This is a genomic window from Prescottella sp. GW823-FHT02E09, assembly GCF_058797375.1.
In genome coordinates, this window is sequence record NZ_JBXAJP010000005.1 from 290,405 (window position 1) to 306,954 (window position 16,550).

13 protein-coding genes and 1 pseudogene are annotated in these 16,550 nt (G+C 68.4%); 6 read left to right on the forward strand and 8 right to left on the reverse strand.

Annotated features, from left to right (window positions below; translation table 11 throughout):
• Positions 1 to 11 precede the first annotated feature (11 nt).
• The gene (locus AC1RIF_RS14925) at positions 12 to 677 is read right to left on the reverse strand and encodes an HNH endonuclease (RefSeq protein WP_492602134.1); all 666 of its coding nucleotides are present in this window, start codon (positions 675 to 677) and stop codon (positions 12 to 14) included.
• A 176-nt stretch (positions 678 to 853) separates the two neighbouring features.
• On the opposite strand from AC1RIF_RS14925, the gene AC1RIF_RS14930 reads away from it, so the two are divergent.
• From AC1RIF_RS14930 to AC1RIF_RS14955, 6 genes and pseudogenes are all read left to right on the forward strand, one after another.
• Positions 854 to 1,261: a globin gene (locus AC1RIF_RS14930; protein ID WP_492602135.1), complete on the forward strand. Its 408-nt coding sequence runs from the start codon at positions 854 to 856 to the stop codon at positions 1,259 to 1,261.
• Between the two features lie 44 nt (positions 1,262 to 1,305).
• Entirely contained in the window at positions 1,306 to 2,916 is a 1,611-nt protein-coding gene (locus AC1RIF_RS14935) for a glycoside hydrolase family 13 protein (protein ID WP_492602136.1), read from the forward strand.
• Positions 2,917 to 3,475: 559 nt separating this feature from the next.
• A pseudogene (locus tag AC1RIF_RS14940) lies at positions 3,476 to 3,691 on the forward strand (FAD-binding protein); the annotation flags it as partial.
• A gap of 29 nt (positions 3,692 to 3,720) precedes the next feature.
• Entirely contained in the window at positions 3,721 to 4,497 is a 777-nt protein-coding gene (locus AC1RIF_RS14945; RefSeq protein ID WP_492602137.1) for a glucose 1-dehydrogenase, read from the forward strand.
• Between the two features lie 126 nt (positions 4,498 to 4,623).
• A complete protein-coding gene (locus AC1RIF_RS14950; RefSeq protein ID WP_492602138.1) occupies positions 4,624 to 5,865 on the forward strand; it encodes a cytochrome P450 in 1,242 nt (413 codons plus the stop codon).
• Entirely contained in the window at positions 5,862 to 6,482 is a 621-nt protein-coding gene (locus AC1RIF_RS14955) for a TetR/AcrR family transcriptional regulator (protein WP_492602139.1), read from the forward strand. The genes AC1RIF_RS14950 and AC1RIF_RS14955 overlap by 4 nt, the downstream gene beginning before the upstream one ends.
• On the opposite strand, the gene AC1RIF_RS14960 is transcribed toward AC1RIF_RS14955, so the two are convergent.
• The 7 genes from AC1RIF_RS14960 to ssb all read right to left on the reverse strand — a co-directional run bounded on the left by AC1RIF_RS14960 (position 6,472) and on the right by ssb (position 16,510).
• Positions 6,472 to 7,158 carry a DUF8010 domain-containing protein gene (locus AC1RIF_RS14960; protein WP_492602140.1) on the reverse strand — a complete coding sequence of 229 codons (687 nt, stop codon included), beginning with the start codon at positions 7,156 to 7,158 and terminating at the stop codon, positions 6,472 to 6,474. The genes AC1RIF_RS14955 and AC1RIF_RS14960 overlap by 11 nt on opposite strands.
• The gene (locus AC1RIF_RS14965) at positions 7,151 to 7,615 is read right to left on the reverse strand and encodes an acyl-CoA thioesterase (protein WP_492602141.1); all 465 of its coding nucleotides are present in this window, start codon (positions 7,613 to 7,615) and stop codon (positions 7,151 to 7,153) included. Before AC1RIF_RS14965 ends, AC1RIF_RS14960 begins: the two co-directional genes overlap by 8 nt.
• The gene (locus tag AC1RIF_RS14970; protein ID WP_492602142.1) at positions 7,612 to 12,477 is read right to left on the reverse strand and encodes an NAD-glutamate dehydrogenase; all 4,866 of its coding nucleotides are present in this window, start codon (positions 12,475 to 12,477) and stop codon (positions 7,612 to 7,614) included. The genes AC1RIF_RS14965 and AC1RIF_RS14970 overlap by 4 nt, the downstream gene beginning before the upstream one ends.
• Before the next feature lie 108 nt (positions 12,478 to 12,585).
• A complete protein-coding gene (locus AC1RIF_RS14975) occupies positions 12,586 to 13,008 on the reverse strand; it encodes an acyl-CoA thioesterase (protein WP_492602143.1) in 423 nt (140 codons plus the stop codon).
• A 3-nt stretch (positions 13,009 to 13,011) separates the two neighbouring features.
• Positions 13,012 to 14,691 (reverse strand): energy-dependent translational throttle protein EttA, encoded by a 1,680-nt coding sequence (gene ettA, locus AC1RIF_RS14980; RefSeq protein WP_492602144.1) that lies wholly within the window; start codon positions 14,689 to 14,691, stop codon positions 13,012 to 13,014.
• An 853-nt stretch (positions 14,692 to 15,544) separates the two neighbouring features.
• A complete protein-coding gene (locus AC1RIF_RS14985; RefSeq protein WP_492602145.1) occupies positions 15,545 to 15,850 on the reverse strand; it encodes a hypothetical protein in 306 nt (101 codons plus the stop codon).
• A 171-nt stretch (positions 15,851 to 16,021) separates the two neighbouring features.
• Positions 16,022 to 16,510: a single-stranded DNA-binding protein gene (gene ssb / locus AC1RIF_RS14990; protein WP_492602146.1), complete on the reverse strand. Its 489-nt coding sequence runs from the start codon at positions 16,508 to 16,510 to the stop codon at positions 16,022 to 16,024.
• Between the last annotated feature and the right edge of the window lie 40 nt (positions 16,511 to 16,550).

Consider the following 16,550-nt stretch of genomic DNA (forward strand, 5'->3'; position numbering starts at 1 on the left):
GCCGAGGGGTTTCAGGCCGCGCCCTCACCCAGATAGGGAAGCCAGGTGGGATGCACCTCGGTGGTGGTCGACAGCAGCCGCCAGTGCGGTCCTGACGGTGGCACGAGGGCGGTCTGGAGCGTCCACCCCAGCTCGGTGAGCAATTTGTCTGCTTTGCGGTGATTGCAGGGGGCGCAGCACGCGACGCAGTTCTCCCACGAATGCCCGCCTCCGCGACTGCGTGGCACCACGTGGTCGATCGTCTCGGCCTTGTCCCCGCAGTACCCGCAGCGGAAGCGGTCGCGGTGCATGAGCGCGGCGCGAGTCATCGGGATGCGGGTCCGGTACGGGACCCGGACGTAGTTGCGGAGCCGGATGACGAACGGCACCTGGAGGGAGCAGCCCTCCGAGTGGATCACGGGACCGAGCGGGTCCTCGTGCACCGGGTCGGCCTTGTCACAGACCATCAGCACGACGGCGCGACGCGCCGGCAGTGCGGTGAGAGGTTCGAACGTGGCATTGAGCAGCAGCACCCGACGTTTGTTCCATGAGGTCAGGGTGCCCACACTCGGCAGACCGAGCCCGGACGATCCGGGCTCGGGGATGACATGCAGCGGAAAAGCCCCCGACGTGCGGTTTCCCCACACGTCAGTGGGCACGAGTTGTCGGTGCGCTCGCGCGCTCTGTCGATGTGTCATGCGACCTCCGCGAAGACTGACCCCAGTTGACCACGGATGATCGGCTCCCGCACACCCATTTCTGCGAAAAAGTTGCCGCACGGCCGGTGAACGAACGGTGCCGCGCACCACCCGCGGGCGAGCTCAGGCATCCTCGAGGCATGCTCGACTCGAAACCGGGCACAATGGGACGGGACATGACTGAAACAAACCCCATCACGAAGCAGACCTTCTACGAAGCCGTCGGCGGAGCCGAGACGTTCCACAAGCTCACGGCCCGCTTCTACGAGGAAGTGGCGAAGGACGAGGTGGTCCGGCCGCTGTATCCCGAGGAGGACCTCGGGCCGGCCGAGCGCCGCATGCGCATGTTCCTCGAGCAGTACTGGGGCGGGCCGCGCACCTACTCCGAGGAACGCGGACATCCTCGCCTGCGGATGCGCCACAATCCGTTCCGGATCGGCCCGATCGAACGGGACGCGTGGCTGCGCTGCATGCACACCGCGATCGCCTCGATCGACGAGCAGACGCTGGACGAACCGCACCGCCGGGCACTGATCGACTACATGGACACGGCGGCGGCGTCGATGGTCAACTCGCCGGTGTAGCGGCCACGGTTCCGCGTTCGCGGGTCCTCGATGCGGCACTATGAATGACTGTGACGCCCCGCGAGGATCAGTCGACCAGCCTTATCACCGGCGACGCCCGTTCGTGGTGGTCGGACGCTGTCTTCTACCAGATCTATCCGCGGTCGTTCTCCGACTCGAACGGCGACGGCATCGGTGATCTGGGTGGAGTGATCGACCGGCTCGGCTACCTCGAACTGCTGGGCGTCGATGCGCTATGGCTCAGCCCCGTGATGCGGTCGCCGATGGCCGATCACGGCTACGACGTCTCCGATCCCCGGGACATCGACCCCCTGTTCGGCGACCTCGCCACGATGGACGAGCTGATCGCGGCGGCACACGCCCGCGGCATCCGCGTCACGATGGATCTCGTCCCCAATCACACGTCCAGCGAGCACCCGTGGTTCCGGGAGGCCCTCGACGCGGGTCCCGGCAGCAGCGCCCGGGACCGCTACATCTTCCGTGACGGCCGCGGTCCGGACGGCGAACAGCCACCCAACAACTGGCCGAGCGTCTTCGGCGGTCCCGCGTGGACGCGGATCACCGAGCCGGACGGCACCCCGGGACAGTGGTACCTGCACATCTTCGCGCGCGAACAGCCCGATCTGAACTGGGACAACCCGGAGGTGTTCGCCGATCTCGAGACGACCCTCCGATTCTGGCTGCACCGCGGCATCGACGGTTTCCGCATCGACGTCGCGCACGGCATGGCCAAGCCGGAGGGGCTCCCCGATCACGACTGGGCCACCAACGAGCTCCTGAAGAACGACGACGACGATCCGCGGTTCAACAACCCGGCCGTGCACGAGATCCACCGGGGTATCCGCCGGGTCATGAACGAGTACCCGTACGCGATGGCGGTCGGCGAGATCTGGGTACGCGACAACGAGCGGTTCGGCGAGTACGTGCGCCCCGACGAACTGCACCTCGGCTTCAACTTCCGGCTCGCCGAGACCCCGTTCGACGCCGACGCGGTGCGCGCCGCCGTCGAGAACTCACTCGACGCCGTGGCACGGGTCGGTGGCACCCCCACCTGGACGCTGTCGAACCACGACGTGGAACGCGAGGTGACCCGGTACGGCGGCGGAACCCGCGGGGTCGCCCGCGCCCGCGCGATGGCGCTGGTGGAGTTCGCGCTGCCAGGGGCGGCGTTCGTCTACAACGGCGCCGAGCTCGGCCTCCCGAACGTCGATCTCCCCGACGCCGTCCTCCAGGACCCGACGTGGGAGCGGTCCGGGCGCACCGAGCGCGGTCGCGACGGGTGCCGGGTCCCGTTGCCGTGGGAGGGCGACCGACCGCCCTTCGGGTTCTCGACGACGCCGGACACGTGGCTGCCGATCCCGCCGCAATGGGCGGCGCTGAGCGTGGAAGCCCAGCTCGAGAACGTCGACTCGACGCTGTCGCTCTACCGCGCAGCCCTGGAGATGCGAGCCGGCCTGCCGGAATGCTCGGGACCCGGAATCGATTGGTACGGAAGCCCTCCCGGTTGTTTCGCCTTCCGCCGCACCGGCGGGCTCATCTGCGTGTTGAACACCACGGACACCGCGATCGAACTCCCTCCGGGCACGGTGCTGCTCACCAGCACGCCCCTCGCCGACGGGCTGTTGCCGGCCGATGCGGCAGCCTGGTTGGTCTGATTCGCGGGCCTCCCGCCCAGCGGGAGAGTCGATTTCGGACCGATCCGAGCGCTCCCTAGTGTCGTGGACGCGACGTGACGTGTCGGCTGGACGCAGCGTCACCGCCTCCCCCACGCCCCCCGAGGAGTCCCGCGATGCCCGCGATGCCTGCGATGCCTGCGATGCCTGCGACCGAGTCGCCCCGGACCGAGCAGTCCACCGAGCCCCGGTGGGCCCACGAGGTGGATCTGCTCTTCGTCGGCAGCGGCGCAGGTGGTTTCACTGCGCTGCCCGGCGGCGCAGTGTGGGTACCGAACAATCCCCTGCTGGTCGGTGAGGGTCTGGGCGACTCCCGCGAGGACGTCCGCCGCTACCTCGACGCGGTCCTCGGCGACCGGGTCCCGTCGGCCAACCTCGACGCCTATCGACGCGTCCAAGCACAACAGCGGCGACGGCGTCGCGGGCCAGAATGTCGGCGCTGCGGTCGATCTCATGGACGATGCATGGTGGATGATCACCTCCGGTGCCGTCGCCGAGGCCATCGCCGTCGTTCCAGCGACCCGACGGCATCGTGCAGGTGATGGTCGCCGGGGACCTGGGCACCAAGTGCGGACTGGTGCACAACGAGGACGGTCAGGTCCTGCGCCCGGACGGCGGCGTCATCGACGGCCTGTACGCGACCGGCAACACGTCGGCCTCGGCCATGAGCAACGACTACGCCGGAGCAGGCACGCCCATCGGTCCCGCGATGGTCTGCGGCTTCATCGGCGCCCGGCACGCCGCCCGCGGCAAGTGACACCACATCTCCCCAGAAAGGTTGAACCCATGAGTGAGGCTTCGAAGATGTTGTCCGGCAAGGTTGTTCTCGTCACAGGCGGCGCCCGCGGGCTCGGAGCCGCATTCGCCCGCCAGATCGTCGACGGCGGCGGCAGGGCGGTGATCGCCGACGTCCTCGACGACGACGGCCGCGCGACCGCTGCCGACCTGGGCGATGCGGCCCGGTACGTCCACCTCGATGTCACCGATGCCGACGCGTGGCGCGCCGCGGTCGAGTTCACGGTCTCCGAGTTCGGTGGTCTGACCGGGTTGGTGAACAACGCGGGAGTCTCCACCGGGCAGTACATCGAGCACGAGCCGCTCGAGCACTTCCGGCAGGTCCTCGACATCAACCTGGTGGGCGTGTTCAACGGCCTCCAGGCGGTCATCGCGCCGATGCGCGCCGCCGGTGGTGGCTCGATCGTGAACATCTCGTCTGCGGCGGGCCTGATGGGCCTGGCCCTCACCGCCGGCTACGGCGCATCGAAGTGGGGGGTGCGCGGGCTGACGAAGATCGCCGCCGTCGAACTCGGCACCGACCGGATCCGGGTGAACTCCGTACATCCGGGCATGACGTATACGCCGATGACCGCCGGCATCGGGATCCAGCCGGGCGAGGGCAACTACCCCAACACCCCGATGGGCCGTGTGGGCGAGGCCGACGAGATCGCGGGTGCGGTCACCTTCCTACTCTCGGACGCCGCGTCGTACGTCACGGGCGCGGAGATCGCGGTTGACGGCGGCTGGACCACCGGCCCGACCGTCAAGTACGTCATGGGTCAGTAACGCCGTGCGGCAGAACCCCGGCCGTGGGTGCCCGCTTCGGGCAGCTCGGGCGGCCCAGCCCACGGCCGGGGTTCGCCGCATCTCGGGACCCTTGACAAAGTTCGCGATCTGTCTCACTGTCTAAACATGATGACAACAATGTCCAGCCAGGCGTCCTATGTCCCCCGGTCGGGCGAGACCTGGCGCGACCCGTGGGGGATGTACGCGGCCCTGCGCGACCACGACCCCGTTCACAACGTGATTCCGGCGGACTCGCCCGAGAACGACTACTGGGTCCTCACCCGGCACGCCGACGTGTACGCGGCGGCGCGCGACGCCGACACGTTCTCGTCCGCCGAGGGGCTCACGATGACGTACGGCGAGCTGGACAAGATCGGGCTGCGCGACAATCCACCGCTCGTGATGCTCGATCCGCCCGTCCACACTCAGTTCCGCCGCCTGGTCGCCCGCGGGTTCACACCGCGCCAGGTGGAGGCCGTGGAACCGGAGGTGCGCAGGTTCGTCGTCGAGCGGATCGAGGGACTGCGCGATGCCGGCGAGGGCGATATCGTCACGGCACTGTTCAAGCCCCTGCCGAGCATGGTGGTGGCCCACTACCTCGGCGTCCCGGAGGAGGACCGCGGCCGGTTCGACGGCTGGACCGACGCGATCGTCGCGGCCAACGCCACCGGAGACCCGCTCGAGGCGGCGAACGCCGTCGGCGAGCTGATGGGCTACTTCGGCGGTCTCATCGAACGCCGTCGGGCGGAGGTCGGCAAGGGCACCGCGGGCGACGACACCATCTCGCACCTCGTCGCGGCCGGGATCGGCGCCGACGGCGACGACATCTCGGGCCTGCTGTCCATCCTCGGGTTCGCCTTCACGATGGTCACCGGCGGCAACGACACCACCACCGGAATGCTGGGCGGCGCAGTGCAACTGCTGACGCAGCGCCGCGATCAGCGCGAACTCCTGCTGAACGACCCCGCACTCCTCTCCGGCTCGATCGAGGAGTTCCTGCGGCTCACGTCGCCGGTGCAGGGCCTGGCCCGCACGACCACCAGTGATGTGACCATCGAGGACGTCACGATCCCGGCCGGGCGGAAGGTGCTGCTGGCGTACGGTTCCGCCAACCGCGATCCGCGGGTGTACGGCCCCGACGCCGAGGAACTGGACGTGCGCCGCAACCCGCGGCAGATCATGACGTTCAGCCACGGCAACCACCACTGCCTCGGCGCCGCGGCCGCCCGCATGCAGGCTCGGGTGGCGCTCGAGGAACTACTCGCCCGATGCCCCGACTTCGAGGTGGACATCGACGGTGTCGAGTACGCCGCCGGCAACTACGTCCGCCGGCCCACCCACGTCCCGTTCCGAGCCGTCGGACGATGACCTCCGAAACCGTCGGGGCGCCCAGCACTTCCGGCTCCTGGCTGCAGGACGAACGCAACGAGGCGGCGGCCGGGAAGATCCTCGACGCCGCCGCCGAGTTGTTCGTGGAACGCGGTGTCTCGGGAACCGGGATGGCCGAGGTCGCCAAGGCCGCGGGGTGTTCGCGTGCCACCCTGTACCGCTACTTCGAGAACCGTCGGGCGCTGCACCGGGCATACGTCCACAGGGAGGCGCGCAGGCTCGGTGAGGAGATCGCCGCGAGGGTCGCACCCATCGACGACGCCGGGTCGCGGGTGACCGAGGCCGTCCTGCTGGCGATCGCAGAGGTCCGCTCCACCCCGACGCTCGCGGCGTGGTTCGGCCTCGGCGACGCCGGCCTCGCGTCGGAACTGGCGAGCACGTCCGAGGTGATCGAGGTGATCGGCACCGCGTTCCTGGCCGACGTCTGGCACAGCGATCACGCCGAAACCGTCCGGCGCGCACGCTGGTTGGTGCGCGCCATCGTCTCGCTGCTCATGGTGCCCGGTGCCGACGCCGCGGACGAACGCGCGATGGTCGAGCGGTTCCTGGTGCCGGTGCTGATCGCGCCCGACACCACCGACAGCCCTACGCCGTGAACAGCGGGATGGCGCCGCCGCGACGGGCGTAGACCGAACCGAACCGGGCGTCGAGTCGCACCCACGACGCGTGGGCGCGGACCCGGACCAGTTCGGTCTCGGCGATGCGGTCGAGTTCGGTCTCGGCCGTCGCCGCCCCGCCGTCGGCGAGCGGCACGAATCCCATTCCGGTGAGCGCGAACACGGTGCGCATCGAGACCTCGACCCGGGTACCGCCGCCCTCGACCTCGAGCACCTTCTGCTCGAGCAGCGACGCGGGCGGCCCGTGCGCACTGCCGTGCTCCTTCGCCAGCGCGGCGCCGCGCTGCGCCAGCCCGAGCAGGACCCGTGCGGGCACGTCGTCGACGTGCACGAACCCCGACTCGGGCGGCAACGCGCCGCGCCACGCCGAATCCATCGCGAAACCCGGATCGATGTCTGGACCGGCATCGGGCTCCGCCAGCGCCCGCAGCAGGACGTCGGCACCCGCCGTCGTGTCCTCCGGGCGAATCCCCCCGGCCACGGCCCGTGTCGCGAGAGCATCGAATCCTGTGGCAGCCCAGACCGACAGACCGCCGGCCTGCCGCTGCCGCAACCGCACCACCGCAGCCTCGTCGAGCCGCAGGGCACGCCCGATGAACACCGCCAGGTCGGCGCGGTCCGCGGGGTCCGGAACCGTCAGAACTCGCTCACTCACGCTTCCAGCTCTCCAGATACTCGCGCTCGGCGGCCGTCAGCCGACGCAACCGCTGGGTGCCGATGTCGAAGGCCGCGATCTGGGTGGACGCGACGATCGCCGCCGGCGCCGTGGGCGCCGCACCGGCGGGCCGCACCTCGTACGCGATCGTGAAATCGACCGCGCGGACCTGTTCGATCCACATCAGCACGTCGAGCGGGCTGTCGTCGTGCCGGAGTTGACCGCGGTAACGCACGTGCAGGTCCGCGATGACCGCGCCGTCGCGCAGCGTCACCGTCGGCGAGTCGTCCTCGAACAGCCACGGGATCCGCGCCTCCTCGAGCAGCGTCACCATCCGTGCGTGGTTGATGTGCTGGAACACGTCCATGTCGGACCAGCGCACGGCCACCTTCGTGTGGAATCCGACGTGTGTGCCGGCGACCTCACCGTTCGTCCCCGCCTCCTGCGAAACGCTCAACGTCCAACCTCCGATCGGGTGCCCACTCCCCGCACCATGCTGCGTACCTGACGCGCCGCCACCGAGAGCGTCGCGAGGTCCAGCGTTCCAGACTCGAAGATCTCCGCGAGCGCGGACCTCGCCCGCGCCAGTCGTGATGCGTTCGTCGACTCCCAGTAGTCGATCTTCTCCTGCGACGTCTCGGTCGGTTCACCGCCGACCAGCACCTCCAGCGTGAGCGAGCGCAGCGACCCGTACAGGTCGTCCCGCAGCGCCAGCCGCGCCAGCGAATGCCAGCGGTCGCCACGCTCGAGATCGGACACCGCCGTGAGCAACCAGTCGATGCCCAGGTGCGCGTCGAGCGAGTAGTACAGCTCGGCAACCTCCTCGCCGTCCCGCTCGCAGATGTCGGCGACGTCGACGATGTCGAGCAGCGGATACAGGTCCAGCAGCCGATACACCTCGAGGGCGAGCTCGCGCGGCGCGCCGTCCGCGATGGCCGCGCGCGACCGCTTCTCCAGATCCGTCACGTGGTGCCCGCGCAGCCAACCGGGAACCTTCGGTGCCAACCGTCGGTACTCGATGGAGTAGCGACTGATCTCGGCGCCGACCGCGATCGGCTGCGGCCGGTTCGACAGGAACCATCGCGACGCCCGGTCGAGCACCCGGCGCGACTGCAGCATCAGCACGTCCGAGACGGCCGACGGGATGTCGGCGACCCGGACCCGCTCCCACACGTCGTGCAGGCCGAAGATCTCGGTGACCGCCGCGTAGGCACGGACCGCGTCCGTGCTGGACGCGCCGGAGTCCTCGGCGAGCCGGTAGGCGTAGGTGATGCCGCCGTTGTCGATCGCCTCGTTTGCGAGCATCGTCGCCACGATCTCGCGGCGTAGCGGGTGCGCGCGGATCGCGGACGTGAACCGCTCACGCAGGGGCCGCGGGAAGTACCCGGGCAGCCGGGACGCGAAGAACTCGCTGTCGGGTAGTTCGGTCGCCAGCAGGTCCTGCTCGAACGCCAGCTTCACGTGGGCCATCACGGTCGCCAACTCGGGTGATGTCAGGCCGGCACCGGCCTGGGCGCGACGGTTGAACTCGGCCTCGGTGGGAAGAGCCTCGAGCTTCCGGTCGAGGCCGTGGTGCGAGATCAGGGTCGCGATCAGCCGACGGTGCACGCCGAGCATCTGCGGCGCACTCGCGCGAGACATCCCCAGCTGGTCGTTCTGGGCGACGTTGTCCGCCAGCACCAGTCGCGCCACGTCGTCCGTCATCGACGCGAGCAGCGGGTCGCGATCGTCCTGTTCGAGGGCACCACTGCTGACCAGCGAGTCGAGGAGGATCTTGATGTTGACCTCGTGGTCGGAGCAGTCGACCCCGGCCGAGTTGTCGATCGCGTCGGTATTGATCTTGCCGCCGTGCAGGGCGTACTCGATCCGGCCGAGTTGGGTGACACCGAGATTGCCGCCCTCACCGACCACACGGGCCCGCAGGTCGGCTCCGTGCACCCGCACGGCGTCGTTGCTCTTGTCCCCCACCGCCGCGTCGGACTCCGATGCCGCCTTGACGTAGGTGCCGATACCGCCGTTCCACAGCAGATCCACCGGAGCGGAGAGAACGGCCTTCACCAGATCGGGCGGCGCCATCGCGGTCACGTCGGCCCCGAGTCCGAGCGCCTCGCGCACCTGCGGACTGATCGGCACCGACTTCGCGGTCCGCGCGTACACGCCGCCGCCCTCGCTGATCAGCGAGCGGTCGTAGTCGTCCCACGACGACCGCGGCAACGCGAACATGCGGCACCGCTCGGCGAACGAGCGGGCCGCATCCGGATCGGGGTCGAGGAAGATGTGCCGGTGGTCGAACGCGGCCACGAGCCGGATGTGTTCGCTCAACAGCATGCCGTTGCCGAACACGTCGCCGCTCATGTCACCGATCCCGGCGACCGTGAAATCGTCTGCTGCCACGTCGATTCCGAGTTCCCGGAAGTGTCGTTTGACGCTCTCCCACGCGCCGCGGGCGGTGATGCCCATCTCCTTGTGGTCGTATCCGGCCGAGCCCCCCGACGCGAACGCGTCGCCGAGCCAGAACCCGTACTCGGCGGCGACGCCGTTCGCGATGTCGGAGAACGTGGCCGTCCCCTTGTCGGCCGCGACCACGAGGTACGTGTCGTCCTCGTCGCGTCGGACCACCCGCGCCGGCGGCACCACCGCGCCGGTGACCCGGTCGACGTTGTCGGTGACGTCCAGCAGCCCGGAGATGAACGCGCGGTAGCAGGCCACACCCTGATCGCGCACGGCCTGCCGGTCGACGACCGGATCGCCCGTCGGCGCCACCGGTTGTTTGACGACGAATCCGCCCTTGGCACCCACCGGGACGATCACCGCGTTCTTGACCGCCTGTGCCTTGGCCAGACCGAGGATCTCGGTGCGGAAGTCCTCGCGACGGTCCGACCAGCGCAGCCCACCGCGCGCCACCGGGCCGAACCGCAGGTGCACGCCCTCGACGTCGGGCGAGTAGACGAACACCTCGAACTGCGGCCGCGGCTTCGGCAGTTCGGCGATGCGGGCCGGCTCGAACTTCAGGGAGAGGACCTCGCGCGAGAGCCCGTCGGAGTCCAGCACGAAGTAGTTGGTGCGCAGCGTCGCCCGCACGAGACCGAACAGCGCGCGCAGGATGCGGTCGACGTCGAGGCTGACCACCTCGTCGATCGCGGTGCGCAGTTTCCGCTCCAGGGCCTTCGAGCGCTGCGGGGACGCGGAATCGGGGGCGAACAGCGACTCGAACAATTCGACGAGCAACCGGGCCACCTCGGGATGTGCCAGCACCACGGACTCGATGTGCCCCTGGCTGTAGGCGAATCCCGCCTGGCGCAGGTACTTCACGTAGGCGCGCAGCACCGACACCTGCCGCCAGTCCAGGCCGGAACGCAGTACCAGTTCGTTGAACCGGTCCGCCTCGCATCGGCCGTACCAGATCGCCGCGAAGGCCTCCGTCACACGATCACGCAACTGTTCGTCGGGCCCACCGGCGCTCACCCCGGCCGCGGCGTCACCCAACAGCTCCGGGGGGACCGCGAGCCCGAACTCGTACAGCCAGCACTGGAGTCCGTCCGGGCGCCGGACCGCGTACGGCCGCTCGTCGAGCACCTCGACACCGAGACTGTGCAGCGCCGGAAGTATGTGGGACAACGAGATTCCCTCGCCCGCGAAGTAGAGCGCGAACTGCCACCGCCACGACGGGGCGGGCGGATCGTGGTGGATCCGCATGTCGATCGAATCGGCATCGAGGCCCTCGAAGCGGCTGATGTCGACGAGCGCCTCCAGAGCGTCGAAGTCTTCCTTGTAGCCCTCGGGAAGCTCGGCCGCGTACTTCGCGGCGACGGCCGGGTCCACGTCGGGATCGGCCGCCACGGCATCCGCGAAATGGTCGTCCCAGCTGCGACTCGCCTCGGCCAGCAACCCCTGGATGCGGAGCCGATTCGCTTCCGAGGTGTCCACGTGGCCGTCACGCGCGCCGGGCGGCTTCCGGATCGTCACATGCAGCATCGCGAGGTCTCCCTCGGACACCCGGGCCGTGTAGTCGAGCAATCCGCCGCCCAGCTCGTCGAGCAGGATCTGCTGCATCGCCAGTCGCACCCGGGTCGTGTACCGGTCCCGCGGCAGGTACACCAGACACGACACGAATCGCTCGAAGCTGTCCTCGCGCATGAACAGCCGCACCTGTCGGCGCAGCCCGATGTTGAGCACCGAGGTCATCGTCTCGAGCAGCGCGTCGGCATCGATCGAGAACAACTCGGTGCGCGGAAACGACTGCACCACCTCGAGCATCGCCTGGCCCGAGAAGGAGTCGATAGCGAAACCCGCACGCTCGATCGCGGTGCGCACGCGCCGCGCGATCACCGGAATCTCCAGGACGTTCTCGTGCAGGGCCGTCACCGTGAACACCCCGAGGAACCGGTGCTCTCCGACGATCGCGCCCTCGTCGTCGAGGATGCTGACACCCACGAAATAGGGGTACACCGACCTGTGCACCGTTGCGGGCGCCGAGCCCTGCGTCAGCACCAACAGCGGACGGTCCGGAATATCCACTGTCAGTGGGATTTTGATGTGCTCGTCGGCGTGGGCATCCGATCGCAACACGCCCAGTCCGCTCTCCGGAATCCGCCGGGTGCTGTGATCGTCCCCGCATTCGTAGCGGCGGTAGCCGAGCACCGTGTAGTGGCCGTCGGCGAGCCAGCGCAACAGGTTCGCACAGTCTCGCAACTCGTCGGCCGACCGCCCGGGCGGCGGGTTCTCGCCTCGTACATCGAGTTCGGCGGCGAGTGCGAGCTGCAGTGCGCGCATGGCATCGGTGTCCGCCACGACCTGTCCCACGTCGGACAGCACATCGGTGATGGATGATTCGAGGGAATCGAGCACCTCGTCCTCGGTTGCGGGATGCAATTGCACGTGCATCCACGACTCCGCGAGGGCGCCGTTCGGGAGGTCTCGGATCGGGACGTCGGCCAGAATCTGTTCCAGCGTGCCGTCGGCATTCCTGCGTACGCCCAGGATGGGGTGGACCACCTCGGTGATCGAGGCGTCCAGCCGGCCCAGCAGCGCGGTGACGGACTCGACGAGCAACGGCATGTCGTCGGTGACGATCTGCAGGGCGGCGCCGACACCGGTGCCGTCGGAGGGACGGTGGACGCGGGTGACCGCATCGCCCGGCGCGCGACGGTAGGCGAGCAACACGTGCTCACGGATGATCGCGTCCGCATGACGGTCCAGGACGCTGTCGTGCTCACCGGCGGAGGTGTGACGGAAGTAGGCGGCCGCCAGATCCGGTAGACATGCCCGCAGCCCGGCGGGCAGTTCGAGAGACCGGTCGGAATCGGCAGAATCCGTCATTGCGACGCTCCATCCCTGTTCGAGGTCACCGCGGGTGGCTCACTGGCGAGCCTAACCGCGGTGACCCCGAGCGGGGTGGATCTCGGATCCGACCGGTGTGCGCCAGGCCTACGCCGGCGTGGATGCCGGCAGGTAGCCCTCGAGGACCTGTCGTTCGCCGTCGGTCAGCGGGCGCGAACGCTCACCCCGGACATCGAACCCGACCATGAGGGCGTCACCGCTGGCACAGACATTGCCGGTGACGTCCTTGACGACGTGCCGCAGTGTGAACGACGACGTCCCCAGGCGGACCGCCGACACCTCGACCCGCACCGGGCCGGACGCGTCGGTGATGGGGCGCAGGAATTCGACGTCCATCTTGCGGACGACGACCGCGCCGGGTGCGGCGCCCACCGACGCCGCACCCTCGATCAGGAAGAGCGAACGCGCCTCCTGCATGTACTCCACGACGCGCGTGTTGTTGACGTGCCCGAGCCGGTCGGAGTCACCCCAACGAACCTGGATGTCGCAGGTGTAGATCCGGTCGGCCACGAATCAGTCCCGGGTGAGCTTGCGGTGCGTGACGCGATGCGGGCGAGCCGCGTCGGCGCCGAGGCGCGCAACCTTGTTCTCCTCGTATGCCTCGAAGTTGCCCTCGAACCAGTACCAGGCGGCCTCGTTGTCGCCGAAGGCACCTTCCCACGCCAGGATGTGCGTGCAGGTCCGGTCCAGGAACCAGCGGTCGTGGGAGATCACGACGGCACAGCCGGGGAACTCCTGCAGCGCGTTCTCGAGCGAGCTCAGGGTCTCGACGTCGAGGTCGTTGGTCGGCTCGTCGAGCAGGATCAGGTTGCCGCCCTCCTTGAGGGTCAGCGCCAGGTTGAGGCGGTTGCGCTCACCGCCGGAGAGCACACCCGCCGGCTTCTGCTGGTCCGGGCCCTTGAAGCCGAACGCGCTGACGTAGGCACGCGACGGCATCTCGTTCTGGCCGACCTCGATGAAGTCGAGTCCGTCGGAGACGACCTCCCACACGTTCTTCGTCGGGTCGATGTTGGCGCGGTTCTGGTCGACGTAGCTGAGCTTGACCGTCTCGCCGACCTTCACGGTGCCGGAATCCGGCTGCTCGAGCCCGACGATGGTCTTGAACAGCGTGGTCTTGCCGACGCCGTTGGGGCCGATCACGCCGACGATGCCGTTGCGCGGCAGCGTGAACGACAGGTCCTTGATGAGCAGGCGGCCGTCGAAGCCCTTGTCGAGGTTCTCGACCTCGACCACCACGTTGCCGAGGCGCGGCGGGGTCGGGATCTGGATCTCCTCGAAGTCCAGCTTGCGGTGCTTCTCGGCCTCCGTGACCATCTCGTCGTAGCGGTCGAGGCGCGCCTTGTTCTTCGCCTGACGGGCCTTGGCGCCGGAACGCACCCAGGCGAGCTCGTCCTTGAGCCGCTTCTGCAGCTTCTGGTCCTTCTTGCCCTGCACCTCGAGACGGGCGGCCTTCTGCTCCAGGTACGTGGAGTAGTTGCCCTCGTAACCGTGCAGGCGTCCGCGGTCGACCTCACAGATCCACTGCGCGACGTGATCGAGGAAGTAGCGATCGTGGGTGACGGCCAGGATGGCGCCGGGGTAGGCGGCCAGGTGCTGCTCGAGCCACAGGACCGACTCGGCGTCGAGGTGGTTGGTGGGCTCGTCGAGGAGGAGCAGGTCGGGCTTGCTCAGCAGCAGCTTGCACAGCGCCACGCGACGCTTCTCACCACCGGAGAGGTGGGTGACGGGCTCGTCCGGCGGCGGGCAGCGCAGCGCGTCCATAGCCTGCTCGAGCTGCGAGTCGATCTCCCACGCGTCGGCATGGTCGAGCTTCTCCTGGAGCGTGCCCATCTCCTCCATCAGCTCGTCGGAGTAGTCGGTGGCCATCAACTCGGCGATCTCGTTGTACCGCTTGAGCTGCACCATCGTCTCGCCGAGACCCTCCTCGACGTTCTCGCGAACCGTCTTGGTCTCGTCCAGGTGCGGCTCCTGCATCAGGATGCCGACCGATGCGCCGGGCGCGAGGAAGGCCTCGCCGTTGCCCGGCTGGTCCAGCCCGGCCATGATCTTGAGGATGCTCGACTTACCGGCGCCGTTCGGGCCCACCACACCGATCTTGGCGCCCGGGTAGAAGCTCATGGTGACGTCATCGAGGATGACCTTGTCGCCATGCGCCTTGCGCACCTTTTTCATCGTGTAAATGAACTCAGCCACCCAAAGGCTCCAATCTGGGACGGAAATGCGCAGCTCACCGGCTGCGAGAACGTACGACTCGACCGCCAGCGTACCGCGCCCCGCGAGGGCTCTCGCCCCGCGATCGGTTAGGTCACCGGCGATGACCAGCGCCGCACCGATCGCGGGCCCATGGACGGCGGACTGCACGACGGCCTGCACGACGGCCTGCACGGTGGCCTGCACGACGAGGCTGCATGACGGGGCTGGAACGGAACTCCCCGGCTCCGAGTCACTGCGCACGAATCCCTGATCGTCACCCGGAAGTCGACCGCCGTCTGCGGGTCGGGCGTACGGCCGCCCGATCGGCGGAACACGCGAGGGCCGTCAGCGAGGCTTGTCCCGTCGGTTTCGTCGAGTGCCGCCTCGACCAGGCGGCATCGTCCCGTCGCGGTCGCGTCGCGATCGGCCGGGCATGTCGGGTACGTGGCGTCGACACCCCGTGGGGTCGAGATCAGCGGCGAACCGGCCGAGAAGGGTGCCGGCTCCACGCAGATTCGGGATTGCGCCGAGCCCCTCGGCGAGAACTGGCACCGCAGCGAACAGGAATGGGCGCACGGTGCGGTGGCGGCGTTCGAACGACACCTCGTGGCGCCGTCAACGCGTCCAACATCTCGGCGCCGATCACAGACCGACCGAACACAATTACCGATTGGTCACGCGCTGGCGAACGCGCCCGCTCCTGGAAACCAGAAATAGGGCGATCGGCGATCAGCCTCGACATGAACCCATATCGAAATCGGTGTTACGTCAGCCCGGGCCGCACGGACGGACATTTCCGACGTCCGCCCATGCGGCCGGAGCGGCCGCATGGGCGGACTACTCGGGAAGCGACCTAGTTGTTGCCGCCACCACCACCGTTGTTGCCGCCTCCGCCGTTGCTACTGCCGAAATTGAAGCTTCCGAAATTGAAGTTGCTGCTGCCGAATTCGAAGCTCCCGAAGTTCAGGCTGCCGCCGCTGCTGCCGAGGTTCAGGGTGACGCTGCCGCCGTTGTTCGTCGACAACGACGACGCCGAGGCTGTCGTTGCTGTTGCCGCGGCGCCGCCGACAAGAGCGATAGCGGCAGCCGACACCACGACCAGGCGCCGAACACCGCGCCGATGACTTCCCTGTGCTTCAGAATGCAATCCCATTCTCATCTCCAGATTCTCGTAGCTTCGGCAATCACTGCCAGGGCAATTGAAGGCTACGGGAAAACATTCTTCCGAAAAATGAATCCAGCAATTCGATCCAAATTGACCGAGGTGTCCGAAATTCAAGGAATATTAAGATCGGCGACGGAATTGAACGGCGATTAGTTTGAACGACAATTAGCTGAGCACCGTGGCCTCGGCACCGCCCTCGGCGTCGTGAGTCTCGCGGCCCAAGTTCCCCTCGGCCGCGTCGGGCTGCGGAGGCGCCTCCTCCGCCCCGTCCGACCCTGCCGGGCCGCGTGAACGCCACGACCGGTCGAGCTTGGCGGTGCAGCGCGCCAGGTCCGGTCCGATCGAGGTGGCCCGCATCTCGAGGTCGGACCGCTGCTCGCCGTCGCGCGTCTTGTACTCGTTGGTGCGCAGTTCGCCGTGCGCGATGATCGGGTCGCCCTTCATGAGCGAGGCCCCCACCCCCTGGACGAGCCTGCGCCAGCAGCTCACCGTCAGGTACAGCGTCCCGCCGTCGGTCCATTCCCCCGTCTCGCGGTCACGCCGGCGCACGTTGCTCGCCATCCGGAAGCTCATCACCTCTTCACCGGACGCGGTTTCCCGCTTGACCGGATCGGTGATCACCGTGCCCACGACCGTGCCGTGTGTCTCGTACATCGAGTGCCCCCTCGCGCGTCTGTCTCCTGTCGCGTCGCCG

Bases quoted from the DNA above. Each gene is read 5' to 3' on its own strand.
- AC1RIF_RS14945 (WP_492602137.1), top strand. From the start codon at position 3,721: ATGAGTGAGGCTTCGAAGATGTTGTCCGGCAAGGTTGTTCTCGTCACA.
- ssb (WP_492602146.1), bottom strand. From the start codon at position 16,510: ATGTACGAGACACACGGCACGGTCGTGGGCACGGTGATCACCGATCCG.
- AC1RIF_RS14955 (WP_492602139.1), top strand. From the start codon at position 5,862: ATGACCTCCGAAACCGTCGGGGCGCCCAGCACTTCCGGCTCCTGGCTG.
- AC1RIF_RS14930 (WP_492602135.1), top strand. From the start codon at position 854: ATGACTGAAACAAACCCCATCACGAAGCAGACCTTCTACGAAGCCGTC.
- AC1RIF_RS14985 (WP_492602145.1), bottom strand. From the start codon at position 15,850: ATGAGAATGGGATTGCATTCTGAAGCACAGGGAAGTCATCGGCGCGGT.
- AC1RIF_RS14950 (WP_492602138.1), top strand. From the start codon at position 4,624: ATGATGACAACAATGTCCAGCCAGGCGTCCTATGTCCCCCGGTCGGGC.
- AC1RIF_RS14970 (WP_492602142.1), bottom strand. From the start codon at position 12,477: ATGACGGATTCTGCCGATTCCGACCGGTCTCTCGAACTGCCCGCCGGG.
- AC1RIF_RS14935 (WP_492602136.1), top strand. From the start codon at position 1,306: ATGACTGTGACGCCCCGCGAGGATCAGTCGACCAGCCTTATCACCGGC.
- AC1RIF_RS14925 (WP_492602134.1), bottom strand. From the start codon at position 677: ATGACACATCGACAGAGCGCGCGAGCGCACCGACAACTCGTGCCCACT.